The organism is Streptomyces sp. NPDC096136 (assembly GCF_044763325.1).
In the GTDB taxonomy this organism is placed as follows: domain Bacteria; phylum Actinomycetota; class Actinomycetes; order Streptomycetales; family Streptomycetaceae; genus Streptomyces.
This window is the reverse complement of record NZ_JBIWFZ010000013.1, coordinates 72,609-92,906: the sequence shown is the minus strand read 5'-3', so window position 1 is coordinate 92,906 and position 20,298 is coordinate 72,609. Positions and strand designations below refer to the sequence as shown.

Sequence of the window (20,298 nt, the reverse complement as noted above, 5' to 3'; positions counted from 1 at the left end):
GGCTGGCGTCCGCGAGATCGTGGAGGCCTTGCCCATCGTGCAGCTCGGCCACCGCCGGGCACCTGGCGCACACCGACCGGCTTGCCGCGACGACGGCCACGTCCTCGCGGAATCAGGAATTTAAGCCAGCCGCCCGAATCTACGCAGGCCAAGTTTTCTCTCCGGGGCGTTACGGGAAACTGCAGGGCCGTGGTTACGGAAAACCGCAGGGTGAAGCTGCGGAAAACCGGGGCTACCCAGGCGGTTTACCTTGTGTCCACGCCCTCCTCCCGTGACTAGTTTTCTACTCGCCGCAGAACGGCATCCGCCCCGGCGGTTCCGCAGCAATGGAGGGAAACAGAAGGTGCGAAAGAAACCCGCAACGGTACGGATCGCACGATGGAGCGCCACGCATCCGTGGTCCGCCATCGGGCTCTGGGTGGTCTTCGTCGCGCTGTGTCTCTTCTTGGGCGGAGCCGCCGGCACGAACAAGATCAGCGACGAGGAGTCGGGGGTGGGCGAGTCCGGCCGCGCCGGCCGGATCACCGCCCAGGGCCACTTCACCGAGAAGCCCGAGGAGAACGTCCTCATCAGCGCCGCGAACGGCGGGAAGCTGGACATCGCCACCGCACGGAAGGCGGCCGCGGAGCTCATCGGGAGGATGAAGGCGCTGCCCGAGGTGGAGGGCGTCGGCACCGCCTTCCCCTCCCCCAACGGCAAGGCGCTGCTGCTCCCCGTCACGATGAAGGGCGACACGCAGAACGCCGACACCCGCGTCCAGCCGCTGCTCGACGCGGGCGCGGCGACCCAGAAGGCCCACGAGGGCATCAGGATCGACCAGATCGGCACCGGCTCCACCGCCAAGGGGCTCGGCGAGACCCTGGGCGAGGACTTCGAGAAGGCCGAGCTGATCAGCCTTCCGCTGACCCTGCTGATCCTGCTCGTCGTCTTCGGCGCGATCATCGCCGCCGGTGTGCCGGTCCTCCTCGCGATGTCCTGCGTCGGCGCCGCCATCGGTCTGTCGACCCTGGCCTCCCACGTCATGCCCGAGACCAGCGCGGTCAGCAACGTCATCCTGCTCATGGGCATGGCCGTCGGCGTCGACTACTCGCTCTTCTACCTGAAGCGGGAACGCGAGGAACGCCACAAGGGCGCCTCGCACCTCGACGCCATCGAGATCGCCGCCGAGACCTCCGGACACACCGTCGTCGTCTCCGGCACCACCGTCATCGTCTCCATGGCCGGCCTCTACCTCGCCCAGGAGGCCACCTTCGCCTCCCTGGCCACCGGCTCGATCATCGTCGTGGCCGTCGCCGTCCTGGCCTCGCTGACCGTGCTCCCCGCCCTCCTCGCCAAGCTCGGCCGCTGGGTCGACCGGCCGAAGGTCCCGCTGCTGTGGCGGCTGACGATGGGCTCCAACGAGTCCCGGCTCTGGCCCGTGCTGCTCCGCCCCGCCCTCGTCAGGCCCGTGCTCACCCTCGTGGTCTCCGTCGGCGCCCTGCTCGCCCTCGCCCTGCCCGCTCTCGACATGAAGCTGAAGCAGCCCGGCTCGGACGACCTCTCCCGCGACATTCCGGTCGTCCAGGCAATGGACCGGCTGACCGCCGCCTTCCCCAGCAAGGGCACCGTGCACCAGGTGGCCGTGCGGGCCCCCGCCGAGAAGGCCGGTGAGGTCGAGGCCGCGCTCAAGTCCCTGCTGGACCGCACCGATGGCCAGGAGCTGTTCGCCCACGACCAGAAGCCCACGATCCGCGCCTCGGCCGACAAGCGCGTGCACACCGTCGCCGTCGGAACCCCGCACTCGCCCGGGAGCAACGGGGCCCGGGAGTCCCTCGCACTGCTGCGGGCCTGGGTACCCGAGGCCATCGCACCCGTCCAGGACGCCGAGGGCGCGGTCGGCGGCAAGGTGGCTCAGGGGGTCGACTTCACCGGCCACCTGGAGAACCGGATGCCGTGGGTGGTCGGCTTCATCCTGCTGCTGACCTTCGCCACCATGGCCGTCATCTTTCGCTCTCTCGCCGTGGCGCTCTCGGCGATCCTCCTGAACCTGCTGTCGGCGGCCGCCTCGTTCGGTGTCCTCGTCGCGGTCTTCCAGAACACCTGGGCCGAGGGCGTGCTCGACTTCCACAGCTCGGGGGCGGTCGTCTCCTGGCTGCCGCTCTTCCTCTTCGTGGTGCTGTTCGGCCTGTCGATGGACTACCACGTGTTCGTCGTGAGCCGGATCCGCGAGGCCGCCCTCAGCGGGGCGAACGTCCGTGACGCCGTCCGCGACGGCATCACCCGCTCCGCCGGCGTCGTGACCAGCGCGGCGATCGTCATGGTGGGCGTGTTCGCGATCTTCGGCACCCTCAGCATGGTGGAGTTCAAGCAGCTGGGCGTCGGCCTGGCGGCGGCGATCCTGCTCGACGCCGTGATCATCCGCATCTTCGTCCTGCCGGCCCTGATGACCGCCCTCGGCAAGTGGAACTGGTGGCCGGGCGGCCTCTCCGCCGCCCGCCGCGCCCAGCACGCGGCCGGGCCCGACGACACCCGGCGGCTGCGGCTCCCGCACCCGGTACCGGCCGCCGCCAGGCGCTACGCACAGGGCGACGGTTACGCCCAGGAGACCGGGCACACCCCGCAGCTCTCGTACGCTCCCCAGCAGCCGTACGCCTCCCAGGACCCGTACGCCCCGACGCCGGGGTGGACGCAGCCGGAGCAGCAGGGCCACGACGGCCGACCCAACCCCTAGCAGAGGTAGGCCGACCCCTCCGACGAGGAAGGGGAGGTGCCTGTCGTCCCCCGTCGGGCACCCCTCCCCCCTCTTTCCCCCTCCTCACCTTCGTCCGGACCGCGAACAGCGGCCCGGACGAAGACGTTTCCCCCTGCCCGCCGGTCGCCCCGGCCGTCGGGGCCCGGGGGAGCTCGCAGACGCCGGCAGCGACCCGTACGCCCTTGACGCGCAGCCCGGGGCGGAACGGCCCGCCGGCGCGGAGGTCGGGGACGAAGGCCTCGCGCGCGACGCGGGTGAACCGGGGTGCCCGCCGGGTTCGGCCCCTGGGCCACCGTCTACGGACGTTTTCGCCTCTGGCGGGACGCCGGCGTCTTCACCGCCCTGCCGGAGGGCCTCATCGCCGAGGCTGCCGACACGGGAAGAACCGACTTGTCGCTGGTCAGCGTGGACTCCACCACGGTCCGCGCCCACCACGACGCCGCAGGGATGCGCGTCAGCAAGCACCTCATGGACGCCCGGGAGGAAGCCGTGCAGGAGCAGGAAGCAACCCGGCAATAGGGGGAGGGCCGGAGGAACAGAACGGACAGGGCGAGCGTCGGCGGATCCGACGCCGGCGCAAGCTCCGCCTGAAGGAAGCCCTGCTCGGCAGGTCCCGGGGCGGACTCACCAGCACGATCCATCTCGCGGCGGAGCGCAGGTGCCGTCCGCTCGCGTTGGTCCTGACCGCAGGGCAGGCCGGGGACAGCCCTCAATTCGTCCCCGTGCTCGCGGGGGTCAGAGTCCGCCTGCCCCTCGGCCGTCCCCGTACCAGGCCCGGTGCGGTCGCCGCGGACAAGGCCTACTCATCCCGCGGCAACCGCACCTACCTGCGCAAACGTGGAATCAGGGCAGTCATACCGGAAAAAACGGGACCAGGCCGCCAAGCGGAAGGAGAAGGGCACCGGAGGCGGCCGGCCCGTCACCCGCGATGCCGACCTCTACAAGGAGCGGAACACCGTCGAGCGCCTGATCAACAAGCTGAAGGCCTGGCGAGGTATCGCCACCCGGTACGACAAGTCGCCTGAAAGCCACCTCGCCGGCCTCCACCTCCGCGCCGCTATGATCCGGATCAACGACCTGCTGCACACCGCCGACTGATCACGACTTCACACACGCCCTGCAGTCCAGCCGTGGCAGGCCATGCGCCGGAAGACGGCTCTCCACCCGACCTTTCCGAGGGTTGGGCGGCTCGAGGCCCACCTGCGCATCCACCGAGGTGCAGGCCCTATTGAGTTCGCCAGCGGTCGATTCGGCCCTGCGCTGGTCGTTGTCTGCTGCACGGTGTGCAGCGCTCCAGGGACGTGCCACCAGTGCCGCTCACGGACAGGCGGACCGCTCTGCCGCACCGCCAGAGCCGCAAAGGCGGCTACCAGTCCTCGGAACGGATGGGTTGCAGCGGCACTCAGCTTCGTGGGCTCCGTATGCGAAGGCGACTAATTCTTCGTGGACTTGAGCATCGTCGGCGAGGTTCCAGAGAGGTTCAGGATGCGGTGGGTCTCGGCCAAAGCTGCGTGGGGCAGGTGAGGTGGGATGGGCAGAGGTTTGCAGCTGCAGCCTGCTCTGGTCCGGTTTTGAGAGAGTGGGGATTTGAGCCATACGCGAACAATTTTTCGCAGAATGCGGCATTCCGTGGCTAGCGTTCGGTTCGCCTCAGGGGGGAGGCATCGCTGAACGTCTCCTCCCTCCGTCACGCCCTGGCACAGGGCCAATGCAGGGGAAGGGGAAACTGATGAGTACACGGCGCAGGAGCGCGGCCGGCGTGCTGGCGGGTGTTGCACTCCTCAGTCTCGGCGGCATCACGCCGGCGAGCGCTGAAGGACAGTTCGAGTCCCACATCTCGTGGTGGACGGCTCCGACGGAGTCGCGCCGCTGGACTGACAGCAACAGCAGCTCGGACTACACCGGCATCTACTTCTCGGGCTGCCGCTCCGATGACGACCGCTACGGCTACAACTACGCGTCGCTGACTCTGTGGAAGGACATTCCCGGAGCCCCGGACCGGAAGTTCGGCACCCGCGACAACTACTGCGGGTGGGTGGACTACGGCGACCCGAACAGCGCCGGCAACTACTACTTCCAGCTCTCGGACGTCGGTAACGGCGACTACATCAACATCGACTACGTCAAGGTCGGCTGGTAGCAGAGGGCTGGACGACGGGTCGGATCCACGACCCGCGATGGTTCCGCCCCGTAGGGGCGGTAGCAGAAGCAGGGAGGGATTGAGTGAAGATCGGTTTGAAGTCGTGGGCCGGGGCGATGGCCGGTGCCGCGCTGCTGGGCGCGGTGTCAGTGATCCCGGCGCACGCGGAGGGGCAGTTCGAGACGTACATCAACTCCTGGCGGGCGGGTAACGAGTCGCGCCGCTGGTGGGATGGCAACACCAGCTCGGACTACACAGGCATCTACTTCTCGGGCTGCTCCGCGGACGGCGGCGGCGGGTTCAACTACGCCGGGCTGCAGCTGTGGAAGGACGTCCCTAACGCTCCGGACCGTTCCAAGGGGACCCGGACGAACTACTGCGGGTGGGTCGACTACGGCGACCCGGACGACGCGGGCAACTACTACTTCGCGCTGACAGACGTGTCCCATGGCACGTACGTCTCGGTCAACTACGTCAAGGTCGGCTGGTAGTACGGTTGTTGAATAAGTAGTACGAGGGTCCCGGTGGATTCAGCACCGGGACCCTCGCACTGCCCACCATCCCATAACCAAAGCCACCCCGCTGGCAGTGGGGTGGCGGATTGTGCGTTCATCCATGCCTCTGGTCTTTGATCACATCTCGTTCCGGTACGGGAAGACCTCCGTCTTCAATGACTTCAGCCTCCAAATTGATGCGCGGGCAACGGTCCTCCTCGGACCGAACGGAGCCGGTAAGTCCACGCTGATGGCTATCGCCGCCTCCCACCTGGCTCCCTCCTCCGGGTCAGTCACCTGCAACGGAGGCGCCGCAAAGGGCCGCCATCTGGCGGCCTACCGCAAGCGCGTGTCGTGGATCCCCCAGCAGATCACCCCCATGCCCGGGCTGACCGTACGCGAGCAGGTCGCCTACACAGGCTGGCTCAAGGGCATGCCGAAAGACGAGGCATGGCAAGCCTCCAAGGAAGCCCTGCGCCGCGTCGACCTCACCCCCCTCGCGGGGCGCAAGAGCCACCAGGTGTCCGGCGGGCAACTCCGCCGCATGGGCATCGCGGGAGCACTGACCCACCGCAGTGAGCTGATCTTGATGGACGAGCCGACAGCCGGCCTAGACCCCACACAGCGCCTGGTCTTCCGTGAACTCGTCGGCGACCTCACCGGCAGCGTCCAGGTGATCGTCTCCACGCACCAGACCGAAGACCTCGCCGATCTGTACACGCACGTGGCCGTCCTCTCCCAAGGCCGGATCCGGTTCCAGGGCAGCCCCGCCGAATTCCACGCCCTGGCACCGGCCACCACGGGCAGACGCGAGCAGGCCGAGGCCGCCTACGCGATGCTCGTCGGACGGGAGATCTGACCGATGCGCCTCGCCACTCTCCTGCGGTCCTCCTCCGCCGCGCTCATGCTCGTCCTACTCGCGGGCTACGTCCTGCTGCTCCTGTCGGAGCCGATCACAGCGGGCACCGTCCACGGTTACGGGCCATCCGTCCTCGGCAACGCCTCCTACACGATCCCGTTCGCCGCCGCCGCATGCGCGGCGAGCGGAGCATGGGAAGGCGCTCGCCTGCGTCGCGGCAACGTCTTCGGGCAGACTCCCTCCCGCAGCCGGCTCGCCATCGCCTTGCCGTTACTCGCCCCCGTGTGGGCGATGGGAGTGGCCGGGATGCTGATCGCAATCGGTATCGGGGTCTCCGCGGCGGAAACGCTGCCGCCTTTCTCCCATCTGGGCATGTTCGCGGTGTTCGCGATGCTGATGGCGGCCGCTACACTTGCCGGTTACCTTCTGGGCGGTCTTCTTCCGCAACTTGCGGCCGCGCCGTTGGCGATGGTCGTCGGGTTCTGCCTGACCGCGTTCCCTGGATCCTGGGACACACCATGGCCTCGCCACCTGGTCGCGGGCGCCTACGACAGCTGCTGCTCGATCGGGTCCGTCATCGACCCTGCGGCCGTATGGGGGCCGCTGCTGTTCACCGGCGGAATCATCGCCGCGTGCCTCCTGGTCATCGCCCAGGCCAGCCGCTGGAAGCCCGTGGCTGTACTGGTCGCCGCTTCCGCTGCCTCGGTGTACCTGGTGGTGAACGTGAGCTACAGCCCAGTTACCGACCGGAACCCCGACGCACTGGTCTGCGACACCGGCGGCACCCCGGAGGTATGCCTGTGGCCCGAGACACCGGACCGCTCCAGGATCGTGGCGACCACCCGCACCTACAGCGGACGCCTGCACAGCGCCGGGCTCCCCATGCTCTCCTCCTTCACCCAAAATCGTGACCTCAAGCCCGGACAAGCCCACTTCGGAGGCAAGGGCCAAGTGCGCGAGCCGGACGTGGCTGTCAACCTCACCAACACGCTCCTGCCCCCCATACCCGAGTGCGCCCGCACCAGCCGCACGTACCCTGCATATCCCGCCCGGGGCCCCCTCACCGCATGGCTGGCCGCCATCGCCACCCAAACGCCCCCGGTGCCGATCCAGGGCCGTATCTCACCCGACGACGCGAAACTCGCCCAGAAGGTCCTCACGCTGCCTTTCGACCGTCAACACGCCTGGTACGAGACGAACCGCGCCGCGCTCACGGACTGTGACCAGAAGCCGACCCTGAATCCTGAAGGGGCAAGCCGGTGAACTGGTGGGCCGCATCCCGCAACGTCCTCGCCCTCGCCGTCGTCACCGCTGTGACGGCTGGTACCGGCCTGACCTTCGGACAAAGCCGCATCCCAGTACCCGCAATGGTCGGCGGCGCCGGACACTTCCTTCTCGGCGCACTGATCACCGTCACCCCGGCCGTGATCTGGCTTGCTTTCACGGGCCGCGCCCGAAATGCAAATGAAACGGTCGCCGTGCGGGCGGTCCACCGCCTCGACACCCTCCTCGCCGTATCCTGTGCAGCCCTCACACTTGGCATGGCCGTCCTCGGACACTTCATGGGCGCCGACGCCGTCGCTTTGGCGATCGGCCGGAACACAGCCTTCTACCTCGGCCTGGCACTCATCCTCAACCCTTTCGCCGGCGCCCGGGTTGCAGCCCCAGTCCTCACCGCCATACCCCTGATCCTCGCCGTTGGAGGGTGGAAGGCCGGCGGCCGCGGAGCGCAACCCTGGGCTGTCGTCCTGCACCCCTCAACCAGCGTGCCCGCCCTCCTGGCCGGTGTCACAGTCCTCCTTGCCGGGACTACGTTCAGCTGCCTCAAGCAGCCGCGCGGTACTTTCTGAACGACAGCCCTACACATATCGACGCCACGTTCCTCATTCCCATCCCGAGATGAGTCGGCATCAGTTCCATCGAGTCGGCCCGGGTCGGCGAGAGGGACGGCGGATCGAAGGGGGGATCAGGGCAGCGTGACGCTGACCGCAGCGGCCCACATCCGCTGGCTACGGCCGTCAGCGTCCTCCGGCCCTTCCTACGCAGAGAAGACGAGGAGTCGTTCGTCGGCCCTCGTGTGATCGGGCCAGGTCGGAAGGGGTGCGGCGTCCGAAAGGTGCGGGGCAGCTTCCGGGGCTGGACATCCTCGTGTAGCGACTCAACCCGACCTCTCGCGTTCCTCTCGCCCATGGAGCCAAGGTAAAAGGTCGCCACGGCATGAAAGGACCCACGGGGCCAGTTCAGGGGTGGGTGATCCCACACTCCACGTCCTACGACATCACAAGATCCCCGACAGAGCCGAATTGCGGGACCGCTGACACCGCCTGGCCGTCGCGGAACGCATTGTGCGCGTGTGGCGTCCGGTCGGCTGACTCTGGCGGATCGGGGAGCCGCCCGTCACCCGCCCGGGGGCGGGGTGGGGGTGGGAGGGTGTGCGGGTGGATGCTTTGTGGATTCGCCGTGTGTACGGTTTGGGCCCGGAGGAGCCTGCGGGGCCGTGGCCGGGCCATTCCTGTGTCGAGCTGGTCGGCGGGCCCCTGGACGGGACGCTGCTGGACGTGTGCGGGTGGGACCCGCAGGGGATCGTGGGCCACGCGATGGTGATGTCGGAGCACGACCGGTTCGGTCCGGGCGGCGGCTCGGAGTACGTGCCGGCCGAAGGCCACGTGGGCGAGGCGGGCCGGTTCGTGCGTCGAGGCGAGGGGTCTGCCTGACATGGGACAGGACCCGGCCGGGGTGATGGTGACTGTGGTCTCGGCCGGGTCCTGCGTATGGGGGTGACGGCGTGCGTGGTGGCTCAGTGTTCCTCGTCGCGCAGGTCGTCCTCGTCGCGGCGGCGCCGCATGTCGTCCTGGCCGCGCGGCTTGAGTTCTTCGGGCCCTTGCCCCGAAGGTTCTCCTGGCGGCTGTCGGGGTGGACGGGGTCCTGGCTCGGGCGGGTGGCGCAGTTCGTCCTTCCCGCGGGCACCCCGCCCGGCCCGGTCAGTGTGGTGGGGGACTTCAACGACTGGCGGCCCGGCGCCCACCCGCTCAAGCTCCGCAAGGACGGCAAGCGGGCGGTGACCGTGGACCTGCCGGGGGAGAGACGTTCCGGTATCTGGCGGCGGGGGACTACTGGTTCAACGACGAGAGTGCCGGCGACGGGGACGGGCGCAACAGCCGCCTGCACACCTGACCCCGAGCCCGCCCCCGGGCACCTGCGCCGGCCCCGGTCCGGCTGCCGGTCCGCTGCCACCAGCGCCGCCGGGCCGGCTCCTCAGCCACGACGACCGGCTCGGGAGCCGGGGCGATACGGTCCGGGACCAGGCCCACCTTGTGGGGATGGACGCACACCGGCGTGCCGTCGGCCGGGTTGAACGGACACTCCCTGGTCGTAGACCATGAACCCTTCGCGAGGCAGCCGTGTTGCCGGGCAGATCGCACACGCCAGATGGTCCGGGTCCGTCACGAACGGCTGCTCGTCCGTGCCGGGACGGTAGCGAAGTCTCCATCGGGCTGGTGCAACAACGGCGAGGCCCCACCCCTGATCTCACGGGGTGGGCCTCGCCGTTCCTAGGGTGACGGGGTCCGGCTGCTGACGGAGTCGCTACTCGTTGTCGGGGCCCGCGATGGACAGCCGCAGCACGCCGGAGACCGCGCCCCGGTTGGTGGGCCGCTGAAAAGTGGCGGACGGCCGTTCGGTTCAAGCGGCGGTGGCCGAACAGCCGCCACCGGGCCCGCCGCGTTCGGTAGTGGGGCGGAGCGGCCGGGGTGTCGACAGACTTCCCGTCAGGTACGAGGACGCCGCGCACCTGCACGGGGTCGGCGAGGATGCCGGAGGGACCTGGCCCGGCGAACTTCGGCCGTTCGCGCGCCTGCTGCCGCAGGTAGGCGATCGTCGTACCCGGGTGGGCGGCCCCAGCCTCACAACGCGTGGGAGGGGTTCATGAAGATGGACGAGACCTGGACGTCCGACGAGTTCGGCACATCGCACGAGGGCCGCGGCGGGGTGCTCCTCGCCGACGGGACGGCGCCGAAGCCGGTGTGCTTCGACTCGGCATCAGGATTGGTTCGACGAGGTTGAGGACGAGCGGGCTCGGCCGATCTGCGGCCCCTGCGTACCGCAGTGCCCCAAGCCGAGCTGGGCGCGGTGCTGGCGGAGGAGATCCGCCAGCACCGAGAGCACCCGCTGTTCGAGCGCCACGCCGTACCCGATCTCCTTCCGCCACGTCGAGGCACGCGCTGAGGGGATCAGGGACCGCCGCCACCGACCTCGCCGCTTTCGCCACGGGCGCTCGGGAATTTGGTCCGACAGGTCGGGGCGTGCCAGATGTTCCTTGACGAGTGCGGGGGCATCCCGGCGCAAATGCCTTACGAAGACGTGAAGCTGGATGTCTTCGAATCTCTGTGGACTTGGCGACCCGTCCCGAGATCCCCCTGAGGCCAGGCTTTCGGCACGCCCCGAGATCTCCCCCCCAGCAGGCCGCCTCAGCCGGCTCGGCCCTCTGGTGAGCCGACGGACTGGCACGAAGATTCGCTTCTGGAGAAGATTATCTCCATTTCAACCTATTTTCATGGCTTGTTGACTTCTTGATTACGCTCTCGAAGTGGCGACGCGGGGGTGTCGTATTTAGGATTGTGGTTGACGTGCGGCTGCGCAGACGGCCGAGGGTGGGGGACCCTGCCCGTGGCGGCAGGGTCCCCATATTGCCTGGTTGCGCACCGAGCCTCCTGGATTCCATCGCTCGCAGTGCATCTACGTCCAATTGGTTGAGATGTCCACTCATTGGGAGGATGTCATGGGTAATCTTCTTCCCGCCAAAATTGGCGAGATAGCCTTCGCTGCTGGATCGGGGGTCGAAATGATGATCGACCCAACCGGGTCGGCGGCTAGATTGGAGCTGTGGGAACGCAGCATGAAGTTCAACGCCCCACCCACTGCTTTCAGTCAGATCGGGATCTTTTCTTCCACTCAGACGGTCAATCAGACGGTGCCCATGGGAGGGCTCTACCAGGCGCAAATCTTCAGGGAGAACGAAGGGCCGAATGGGGCCAGGCTTGGCGAACTCTCGTTCCCCGGACTCAAGTCGGAAGAAGGGCGAACGAATTTCTGTACCCGGTGTGCCGAAGTGCCGCAAGTGGACGTAACCCGTGGGGGAACGTTCGTATCAATGGCCTTCGCGACGAGTGCCATGACGAGAGCGCGCGTGCAACTCGGCGCGAAACCTCCACAGGATCGCGGGGACGGGTTTCCAGCCTTCGCTCCAGCAGATGTCGTGGCTACGGCGGTATCGGATCAGCCTAAGATCATGCACAAGGTCGAACTGATGGACCGACTGCTGGATCCGGAGACTACCCTGCACACGCCTCTCCGAAGCGGTCAGGAATTGTTCTTTGTCATCCTTGCGTGGGATGCACTCGGAAATTGGGATTACGTCTGGGACGTCCAGAAGGCTGCACCAGGATCTGGAGCGAAGTCATTCAAGACGAAAGACCGGCGAGTGGATACTCGGATCAAGCGCCTGTACTGCTGGGATGACAGTGACAGTTCCACATTCGGTGAAGGATCCTTCAAATTCATCGTTCAGGGTAAAACCGGCCCGCCAGTCACCAAGTCATTGGCGTGGGGGGCGATGGACTCGAAAACCTTCCATGCGGATCCCGCAACACCAACAGAAGTCACCGTTTCGGGATCCGCTGCCAACGGCCCAGTGACGGTCCGGGTTACCGGGTTTGAGGACGACAGTGGTACACCGTTCGATGAAAACGATACGTCCGCGGCCCCGAGTAAAGCTGGCTCGGAACCGCTCCCATTCCCGGTTGGGCAGGCCAACGAGGCGGCCAAGAAGCAGGTGCTGACGCTTAACAGCGTCAAAACCGGTGGCGACGATACGCTGGGCTTCTGGGCTGACATCGAGTACGACGTCTCCTATTTCTAACGGGGGCCGCATCTCTTCGGCGGCGCGTCTCAACTGCGCGGCCTGAGCCGGTTCACGTCCCGGTGCGGTCGGGCGTTGGTTCCCGGCATCCGTTTCGACGTCCGCCAGGGTGTGGGGACAGGTACGGAAGGGCAGCGCCATGTCCAGGTGCGCGCTCATGCCGAGCTCGAACCTGCCGTACGGGTTCACGTGGGTCCAGAACAGTCGGGGCGCGTGGAGATCCGCATCGGCCTCCTTGGCCGACCCGTAGAACAGCGCACCCTGAAGAACCGGACCGCGGTCGGTTTGGCCCTTCGCCGTCCCTGTCGGACCTGTTAGCCCCAACAGGTCCGACACGTTCGGCCAACTCCACCGTAGGACGACGGGGCCGGGTGCCGACGTCCTCATCGTGCTGCGCCGCAGTCGGCTGCGCGGTCGCCTGCGCGACGGTCTCGGAGAACAGGGTCGGGCCGGCGTGGAAGTGCCGCGCCCGGGTAGCCTCCGTTTTCGTCCCCCGATGATGCTCGTCGGACGGTCGCCCCGGCCCGGCCGACCCGGCGGAGAGGCACCATGGCCTTACCGCGCTGCGTCCTCGCCAACACCCACCTCGCCGGCGATGTCTTCGGCCGGCACCTCAACCTGGACGGCCGGTTCAACCGCGGTTCCGATTGTCAGGCCTCGCCATGGAGGCGGCGCCGGCCCTTCCCGGACGAACGCTCGTAGCGCTCGTAGCCATCGTCGGCGTGGTCGGTCATGCCGTTGGCACGGGTCCGGCGGTGGGCTCGGTAGCGGTCTCGGAGATAGGGGATGACGCGCTTGAGGGCGAAGCTGATCAGCACGGGGTAGGGGTCGGGGTGGGTGAGTGCGTCGGCGACGCTGTCCGTGAGGGTGTCCAGGGGGATCTGCTGGAAGATCTCGTACAGTCCCGCGAGGCCGGCTCCCGGCAGGGCGATGAAGGCACCCGCGGCGGCTGCTCGCCGCAGACGGGTGAGTCCGCTGTCCGCCTGGGTCTTGACCGTTGACGCCGGCCGGTCCAGCAGCACGCCGGCTTCTGCCGCCGGGATCTGGAAGGCCTGGTGGATCAAGAGGGCCTCTTGCTGGGGGCGGGGAATCCGCGAGAGCGCCGAGTACAGCGCGATCTTGTCGACGACCGCCTGGGCCGGATCGGGGGCAGCGGCCTGACCGAGGTGGTCCGGGGCGGCGGAGGGGGTGTGCCTGACCGTGATGGCGGAGCCGTCCTCGGCCACGATGCGGTAGTCCGCGCACAGCTCGAAGATCATGCGGCGGGCGGTGGTCCAGATCGCACGCTCGGGCCGGCCCCAGGACCGGAAGCACCGAAAGGCGATCATCATCGTCTCCTGGACGATGTCGTCGGCGGCCTGCCGGAGGTCCTCGTTGCCGGGCAGGAGCCTGGCGAGCCGGGCCAGGCAGAACCTGCGCAGCCGTGGCTGGTAGATCAGGAAGAAGCGGTCCCAGTCCTCGTAGTGGCGCAGGCACCGGTCGCACCAGCGGGACGGGTCGAGGTACTCCGCCACGGCGCCGTCGGCAGGCCCCTGAGAGTCCAGCAGGTCGACGGGGGCCGCACACCCCAGGCAGGGGGCGGCCCAGGACATCGGGTCGGTCATCTCGGTTCTCCTCACGACCGCCGCAGGTGGGTCGGTCGCCGCATGTGAGGCAAGCAGACCCGGTTTTGGACGGGGTCGCAGAGAGAAACTTCAAAAAATCTTGGTCAGCAGCCCTGTCGCCAACTGCTGTAACGGAGGTGTTCCCGGACGCGGGAGAGCTGGGGACAGTCGTCGGAGGGGCCCCAGCGGCAGCTGGGCTCCCGGCCGCCGCGCTGCCGGCACGGGGCCGTGGTGGAGGTGAGCGCGGCAGCCCGTACACCCAGCGAAGGCAGGAGCGGGTCTGGAGGGGCCCTCGGTCCTCCGGCCGTGGAGAGCCGGGAGCAGCTCCCAGCGCCCTGTACGGGCTTCTCTGCCGGAAGTTCGTCCAAGGGCGGGTGCAGCTCGAGCCAGGTCGGCAGCGGTTCGGCTCCGCGGCCGCCGGCTGTGCCGGGAACGCCGAACTCCTCGGCAACGTCGGCGGGCCACTGCCCGGAGTCGATGCCGGTCGCCGCGCCCGGCTGGTCTCTTACCGGTCCATGAGCACAGCCAGGCGGACGGCCTCCGGGTGTCGGCCAGCGCAGGCCGAGCTCGGGCAACGGGGTGGTGCCGATGAGGGAGCCGCCCTCGTCGCCGCATTCCCAGCGGCGTCCGCACGCACAGCGCCGCCACCGGTGTCCGGCCCCGGTCAGCCAGGCGAGCAGCGGCGACGGCAGCAACAGCTGGACCAGCCCGCCGAGCATGCTCCCGTACAGGGTTCTGCGGGCGGGTAGGGCATCGGGGCGCTTGAGCTCCGGCGGGCCATTTCAGGCATCCCGGGTGTACGGCGGGTACCTGGCGAGCCCGGGGCAACCGGGCGGATGTACGCGGATCTGCGCCGCAGTGCGGAAGACCTCAACTGGGCATGACGCCCAGGGCGGCTCGGTGAGGTGGTACTGCGGCGGGCTGGCGTCATCGAGTGGCGGACCGGCCCACCAGGCCCCGAGACGGGGTGGGCCAGTCGCCTTCTGCCCTGGTACCCAGACGGGCTCCGACGGCACCTCGCAGATTTCTTCTGCCGCCGGTCTTCTCCGAGGTGGGCCGGCGGATGAGGTGGGTAGGGGTGGGGTGCGCGCCGAGCCGGAGCGCGGGGCGGAGAGGGGGGGACGGCATGCCGGACGGAAACGGCAGGTTGGGGGTGGTGCTGGTGCACGGCTTCGCGTCTGGGCCCGACACATGGGACGCGCTGCGCGAGCGCATCGCCGAGGACGCATCCTTGTCGTTCGTGGACACGCTGGCGTTCTCGTACGACACGGGGGTCGTGCGGATCAATCCGCTGAAGGTCCGTCCCAGCCTCTCCATGGCCGCCGATTCGCTGAAGGAGTACCTGCGCACCGATACCGGCACCAGCAGCCGGCCGCTGGTGCTCGTGGCGCACAGCATGGGCGGCCTGATCGTGCAGCGGTATCTGCAGCGCATGTTGGCCGACGGCCTCGGGCGGGAGTTGGCGCGGATCCGCAGGGTCGTGCTGCTGGCGTGTCCCAACGACGGCTCGGAGCTCATGCTTTCCCTGCGGCGTTCGCTCTTCGGCGCCAAGAGTGCGCAGGAGGGCGAGCTGAGGCCGCTCGACGACCAGGTCGCCGAGACCCGCCGCGTCATCCTGCGGGACGTGGTGTACGCCACCGCGGCGACCGAGCGGACCTGTCCGATCCCGTTCGACGTCTACGCCGGCGAGAGCGACGGCATCGTACGGTTCTCGTCGGCCCGATCCGCCTTCCCCGACACGGCGGTGCTGCCCGGCGACCACTTCGGCATCCTGAAGGCGCGCACCCCGGAGCACCGGACCTTCACCACACTGCGGCGCCTGATCCGAGAGGCCCGCACCGCACCCCGCGGCCCTGCGGCGGGCGCCGGGGACCCCGAGGCCGACCCCGAGCCAGACGCGTACGCTCCGCTGCGGGCCTTGGCGGGCCTGCCCCGGATCCCCGAGGCCTTCGTCGGCCGGGAGGAGGAGGTCCGAACCATGTGGGCGGCGCTGGCGCCGCCGCCAGCGCCACCTGCTGCCGAGGAGGAAGGCCGGGCCGGGGTCCAGCTGGTCGTCGGCATGGGCGGCGTGGGAAAGACCGCGCTGGTCCTCCAGGTCGCCGCCCGGGCTCTGGCCGAGCCCGACTGGTGTTCCGGCGGTGTGCTGTACGCGGACCTCAACGGCTACGACCCGGTGGCCGCGCAGCAGGCCACGCCCACCGATGTGCTGGACACCTTCCTGCGGGCCCTGGGCGTCGTCAGCGAGGCCATACCCGTGGGAGTCACGGCGCGATCCGCCCACCTGCGTACCCTCCTGCGGCAGCGGAACGCCCGCGGTCTGCGGACCCTGCTCGTCCTCGACAACGCCGGCGGCGAGTCACAGGTCCGGCCGCTGCTCCCGGACGACGCGGCCACCCCCGTCCTGGTGACCTCGCGCTCCACCTTGGACATCGACGCCCGCATGCGCGAACTCGGCTCCCTGCCGCCCGCCGCTTCTGTGGAGCTGATACGGGCCGCGCTGCACCAGGCGTTCGGGGACGAAGACACCCGGGTCGAGGACGAGCCCGACGCCGCCCGTCGGGTGGCCGAGCTGTGCGGCGGGCTGCCGCTGGCCCTGCACATCGTGTCGGCGCTGCTCGTCGACACCGCGCGGCGCCCGCTTTCCGCACTGGCCGAGGGGCTGCTGGACGCACGCACCAGGCTCGCCCGGCTCAGCCGCGCGGACCAGGCCGTCACCGCCGCCTTCGACCTCTCGTACCGCACGCTCGCCGCAGACCGGGCGAGGCTGTTCCGCCTGCTGTCGCTCAACCCGGGGCCGGAGCTGTCCACCGCTGCGGCCGGCAGCTTGCTGGACATCGCCGACACCCACGATGTCGAAGACGCCCTGCAGGATCTGGTGCGGACACACCTCGTCGAGGCCTCCCCGGTGTGGGGCCGCTGGCGCATGCACGATCTGCTGCGCCTGCACGCGGCCGCTCACGGGGCCGCATGCGCTGCCGAGGACGAGAGGGAAGCCGCGCGCGAGCGCCTGCTCGGCCACTACCTGCACACCACGCGTGCCGCCGTCGCCAGGCTGCCGCAGCAGCTCGTCGCTCCGGCCGAGGGGTTCCCCGACCGTGGGCGGGCCATGGGCTGGCTGAAGACGGAACGGCCGAACCTGGTCGCGGCCTCGCTCAGCGCGCCGGAGGGCAGCGCTGCGTACGGGTACCTGGCCCTGGCCCTGGGCGCGTTCTTCGACCGGGGACGCCACTACGACGACTGGATCGCCACGGGCACGCAGGCAGCGGCGGCGTTCCGCACCCTCGGCGCGGCGCTCCAGGAGGCTCAGGCCCTCAACTTCACGGGCCACGCACTGCGTCAGGCGGGCCACGTCGAACGGGCTGCGGCGGACCACGAGCGGGCTCTGGCACTGTTCAGGGAGGTAGGCGACCGCCACGGCCAGGCACAGGCCCTCAACAACCTCGGGCTGTGCCACCAGCAGTCACGCCAGGTCGCCCTGGCGTTGCGGGAGCACTCGAAAGCGGACCGCCTGTACGAGGAGGCGGGTGACATCCGCGGTCGCGCCCAGGCGCTGAACAACCTCGGGCTCGCCCAGTGCCGGATCCTCGACCACGACCAGGCACTCAGGACGTACACACAGGCCCGGCAGCTGTTCGCCGAGGCAGGCGACCGGTACGGGGAGGCCCAGGTGCTCAACAACGTCGGTTCGTGCCACCGGGACATGCGGCTGCCCGCGGAGGCGGTCGTGGAGCACCGGGCCGCGGCCGCGCTCTACGACGAACTGGGGGATGTCCACAGCGCGGCGGGTGCCTTGCTGAACGCGGGTCTCGCCCTATTCGCCTACGGACACTGGCGGGAGGCGGCGGCGGCATTGGAGCTCGCTCGCGAGCGCTATGACAGCGCGGGCGACGCTGCCGGCGCGGCGAACGCGCTGAATGCTTCGGCAAGGGTCTTCCTGTCCCAAAACCGGGGACGGGAGGCGGGGGAGGCCCTTGCTTCGGCGCTGACCGTCTTCGTGGAGCTGGGGGACCGGGCCGGAGAGGCGGCGGCACTGAGCCTGCGAGGCCGGGTGCAGGCCCTCATCGGAGACGGGCAAGGGATGCTGGACTCCTACCGGCAGGCCGCCGACCTGTATCACCTGCTCGGAGACCGGGTGGGGGAGGCGTCTGCCCGTGCCGAGATCTCGCTGGACCGGATGCGGTGGGCGACGGACTACAGCGGCTACGAAGGCGCGTGACCGGGGATTGCGAGTTGCCACCCCGGTACCGGCGCCGCGGCGGCTCGCCAGGGCCGGCGAAGTCGGAACGGGCGGAAGCAATCGCGGCCAGGGAGGTCCGCAAGGTGCGGGGCCAGCACCACCGGGAGGGCCAGGACTTGGCCGCGGCCGAGATCCTGCTGGCTGGCGACCGCCTACGGCCTGACCGCTTCGACCCAGGGCTGTGACCACGACGAGCCCGTCACCGCCTCCCGGGCCGCCCAACGGCGGGGCCGGGCCGTGTGCGCCCTCCTCGCGGCGCCAGGGACAGCCCCATTCACCTGATGCAGCGTCCACCGGAGCGGGCGAAACGGCTTGAGGTCGTGGTAAAACAGCGTCGGCGTGCCCGGCCTCCGTCTGGACCTGAACCGGGAGCTTCTTGCGTGGACAGCGAGGTTCGAGTGATACCTCGCGTGGCGCGGGACGGTTTCCCCGCGGTGCACACGGGGCCGATGGCCAGGCTTGACCTTGCTCCTTTCGGGTGGGCGGCGTCCTGCTGTACCGGTGATCTTTTTCTCGGCCGAGCCTCGCTGCACGACCGCATGTGATCGTTCGAGTGGCCGCGAGGGGTGAAGAGCCGTCAGTTGACAGGCAGCCTCCGGAGCGAAGGGTTACGCCTTCATCGGTGTGCGGTCTTGGTACGCCATGTGCCATGGCTGGTTTCGGTGCGGGCTCCGGACAAAGCGAAGGTCCCGGGGGTGCCACCCCCGGGACCGATGCGTCCGGCGCACACGAAGCGAGTTAGGAGATTCGCGTGATCGAACACGCTTACCGGCAGGGGGTTATCGCCGCCCCGCCGAAGGCGCCCGACAGCACCCTTCCGGCTTCCCCCGAGGTCGAAACGGGGTCACTCAGCATTCTTTCGGTCCGCTTCCAGCGGGACTCCCTCCTGACGGCCGCCGGTGCGGTGGCCACCGTCCTGGGCTCCGCCACCGCCGGGGTGCTGCTCGCCCTGGCTCCGGCCGTGCTGACGGACGCAACGGGCGTCACCTACCTGCGGATCCGCCGCAGCTGAAACAGCAGGGCCCGACCGGAACCCTGGCCGGGCCCTCTGCGTGCGCCGGCCGTGCACCTACGGATGCCGGCGCGCACTGGTGTAGGCACGCGCGACGCGCACCCGCTCGACCCCGCTCACGACCCCCTCCGCTGCCGCCTGCGGCAGGGTTGGGGGCGACCACGATGGTGACGGCGCCTGCGCCCTCGGCCGGGTTGTTGATCTCGCCCTTCACCGCGCCGGACAGCGACTTCCGCGCTTCGTACAGGCCCAGCGCGAGCACCCAGCAGGACGGGCCTTGCACGCTGCGCCCAGGACACCGGTGACGGCGAATCCGAGGACGCGCGTCGGCACGGAGAACCGGCGGCCCGAACCAGTGCCGGTTCGGGCCGCCGCCGGGGGGAGTGGGAGTGTCAGACCCAGCGGAATTTCAGGGCCTCGATGGGCAGCCCACGGCCCGTGGTGCCCACCCTGATGAAGTAGCCCCAGCCCGGCCGCCAGTTCGCGGTGCCGTAGTCGTCGACGTCGCCGAGGTCGCGGACGTGCGCGGTGCCGGTCACGTAGCCGCCCTCGGGGCCGGTGGAAACGTACTCCAGGGCTTCGATCGCAGTGTTCATGCCCGTCGTTCCGACCTGGATGGTCTTCCCGGGCTTGGCGCACTGCTCCTGGCTGTCCCAGCCGTAGCGCGCCCGGTGGGCGCGCAGGCAGACCTCGCCGTAGTTGGTCTTCACGCGCAGGGCCTCCAGGTTGAGGGCCTGACCCCGGGTGCCGGCCCAGTCACCGTTGCACTGCCAGTCGAGCCAGCCCTTGTTCTGTACGTGGGCCTGGTAGCAGATCTCCTTCGTGGCCGCATGAGCCGGCGCCCCCGTGACGAGCGCGGCCAATGAGGCCACGCCCAGGGCCACCGCAAGGCGCTTCGCGGACTTCAACATGTGTGTTCCCCCTAAGAGATCGTGATTGTGTGACGGTCCGATTCCGATCGGGCCGTCACACAATCAAGATCACTCGTGGGCGCGTACGGTTCCCGGATCAGACTCCCGGTGCCGGCTGTTCGGGCTGGTTTCGTTGTCGTGGCGGCGGCGGCGCGGGCGGGGTGGGTGCGGGCGGCGAGGGAGCGGGCGGCCACGATGAGGCCGATGCCGAGACCGGCGAATGCCAGGCCGCCGACCTCGACCATCCAGGTGATCCCCAAGCTGGTGGTGAACGGCGGGGACGGCTTGCTCTCGGGCAGCACGCCGACGGCCATGAGCGGGGCCATGACGGTGAGGACGGCCCCGTACATCGTCAGGGGGATGGCCGTCAGCCAGGCCGGGGCCAACGGCGGC

The 20,298-nt window shown here is 69.2% G+C and carries 16 protein-coding genes and 1 pseudogene; 14 read left to right on the top strand and 3 right to left on the bottom strand.

All coding sequences use genetic code 11. The features are described from left to right. The first annotated feature begins 343 nt into the window (after nt 1-343). From ACIRBY_RS25220 to ACIRBY_RS25165, 12 genes and pseudogenes are all read left to right on the top strand, one after another. Entirely contained in the window at nt 344-2,710 is a 2,367-nt protein-coding gene (locus ACIRBY_RS25220; RefSeq protein ID WP_403904205.1) for an MMPL family transporter, read from the top strand. Between the two features lie 285 nt (nt 2,711-2,995). Next, complete coding sequence (locus ACIRBY_RS25215; RefSeq protein ID WP_403904202.1) at nt 2,996-3,250, top strand: hypothetical protein; 255 nt, start codon at nt 2,996-2,998, stop codon at nt 3,248-3,250. Nucleotides 3,251-3,405: 155 nt separating this feature from the next. After that, nucleotides 3,406-3,756: a transposase gene (locus ACIRBY_RS25210; RefSeq protein WP_403904200.1), complete on the top strand. Its 351-nt coding sequence runs from the start codon at nt 3,406-3,408 to the stop codon at nt 3,754-3,756. A 704-nt stretch (nt 3,757-4,460) separates the two neighbouring features. Next, a complete protein-coding gene (locus ACIRBY_RS25205; RefSeq protein WP_403904197.1) occupies nt 4,461-4,871 on the top strand; it encodes a hypothetical protein in 411 nt (136 codons plus the stop codon). 83 nt (nt 4,872-4,954) lie between these two features. Next, the gene (locus tag ACIRBY_RS25200; RefSeq protein WP_403904195.1) at nt 4,955-5,362 is read left to right on the top strand and encodes a hypothetical protein; all 408 of its coding nucleotides are present in this window, start codon (nt 4,955-4,957) and stop codon (nt 5,360-5,362) included. 124 nt (nt 5,363-5,486) lie between these two features. Next, on the top strand, nt 5,487-6,224 hold the full coding sequence (locus tag ACIRBY_RS25195; RefSeq protein ID WP_403904192.1) for an ATP-binding cassette domain-containing protein: 738 nt from the start codon (nt 5,487-5,489) through the stop codon (nt 6,222-6,224). Nucleotides 6,225-6,227: 3 nt separating this feature from the next. Then, a complete protein-coding gene (locus tag ACIRBY_RS25190; protein WP_403904189.1) occupies nt 6,228-7,487 on the top strand; it encodes a hypothetical protein in 1,260 nt (419 codons plus the stop codon). After that, nucleotides 7,484-8,074 carry a hypothetical protein gene (locus ACIRBY_RS25185; RefSeq protein WP_403904186.1) on the top strand — a complete coding sequence of 197 codons (591 nt, stop codon included), beginning with the start codon at nt 7,484-7,486 and terminating at the stop codon, nt 8,072-8,074. Before ACIRBY_RS25190 ends, ACIRBY_RS25185 begins: the two co-directional genes overlap by 4 nt. Before the next feature lie 612 nt (nt 8,075-8,686). Further along, the gene (locus ACIRBY_RS25180; RefSeq protein WP_403904183.1) at nt 8,687-8,938 is read left to right on the top strand and encodes a hypothetical protein; all 252 of its coding nucleotides are present in this window, start codon (nt 8,687-8,689) and stop codon (nt 8,936-8,938) included. Between the two features lie 191 nt (nt 8,939-9,129). Beyond that, nucleotides 9,130-9,398 (top strand): annotated as a pseudogene (locus ACIRBY_RS25175) (isoamylase early set domain-containing protein). A 750-nt stretch (nt 9,399-10,148) separates the two neighbouring features. Then, nucleotides 10,149-10,286, top strand: coding sequence for a hypothetical protein (locus tag ACIRBY_RS25170; protein ID WP_403904180.1), 138 nt, complete (start codon nt 10,149-10,151; stop codon nt 10,284-10,286). Between the two features lie 715 nt (nt 10,287-11,001). Further along, a complete protein-coding gene (locus ACIRBY_RS25165) occupies nt 11,002-12,141 on the top strand; it encodes a hypothetical protein (protein ID WP_403904177.1) in 1,140 nt (379 codons plus the stop codon). A 650-nt stretch (nt 12,142-12,791) separates the two neighbouring features. Here the strand turns inward: ACIRBY_RS25165 and ACIRBY_RS25160 are convergent. Next, nucleotides 12,792-13,745 carry an RNA polymerase sigma factor gene (locus ACIRBY_RS25160; protein ID WP_403904174.1) on the bottom strand — a complete coding sequence of 318 codons (954 nt, stop codon included), beginning with the start codon at nt 13,743-13,745 and terminating at the stop codon, nt 12,792-12,794. Nucleotides 13,746-14,871: 1,126 nt separating this feature from the next. On the opposite strand from ACIRBY_RS25160, the gene ACIRBY_RS25155 reads away from it, so the two are divergent. Both ACIRBY_RS25155 and ACIRBY_RS25150 read left to right on the top strand, forming a co-directional pair. Further along, nucleotides 14,872-17,961, top strand: coding sequence for an alpha/beta fold hydrolase (locus ACIRBY_RS25155; RefSeq protein ID WP_403904171.1), 3,090 nt, complete (start codon nt 14,872-14,874; stop codon nt 17,959-17,961). A 772-nt stretch (nt 17,962-18,733) separates the two neighbouring features. Further along, a complete protein-coding gene (locus ACIRBY_RS25150) occupies nt 18,734-18,994 on the top strand; it encodes a hypothetical protein (protein ID WP_403904168.1) in 261 nt (86 codons plus the stop codon). A 392-nt stretch (nt 18,995-19,386) separates the two neighbouring features. Here ACIRBY_RS25150 and ACIRBY_RS25145 read toward each other — a convergent pair whose 3' ends face one another. Further along, nucleotides 19,387-19,905: a hypothetical protein gene (locus tag ACIRBY_RS25145; protein WP_403904166.1), complete on the bottom strand. Its 519-nt coding sequence runs from the start codon at nt 19,903-19,905 to the stop codon at nt 19,387-19,389. An 11-nt stretch (nt 19,906-19,916) separates the two neighbouring features. After that, complete coding sequence (locus ACIRBY_RS25140; protein ID WP_403904163.1) at nt 19,917-20,291, bottom strand: hypothetical protein; 375 nt, start codon at nt 20,289-20,291, stop codon at nt 19,917-19,919. Nucleotides 20,292-20,298 lie beyond the last annotated feature (7 nt).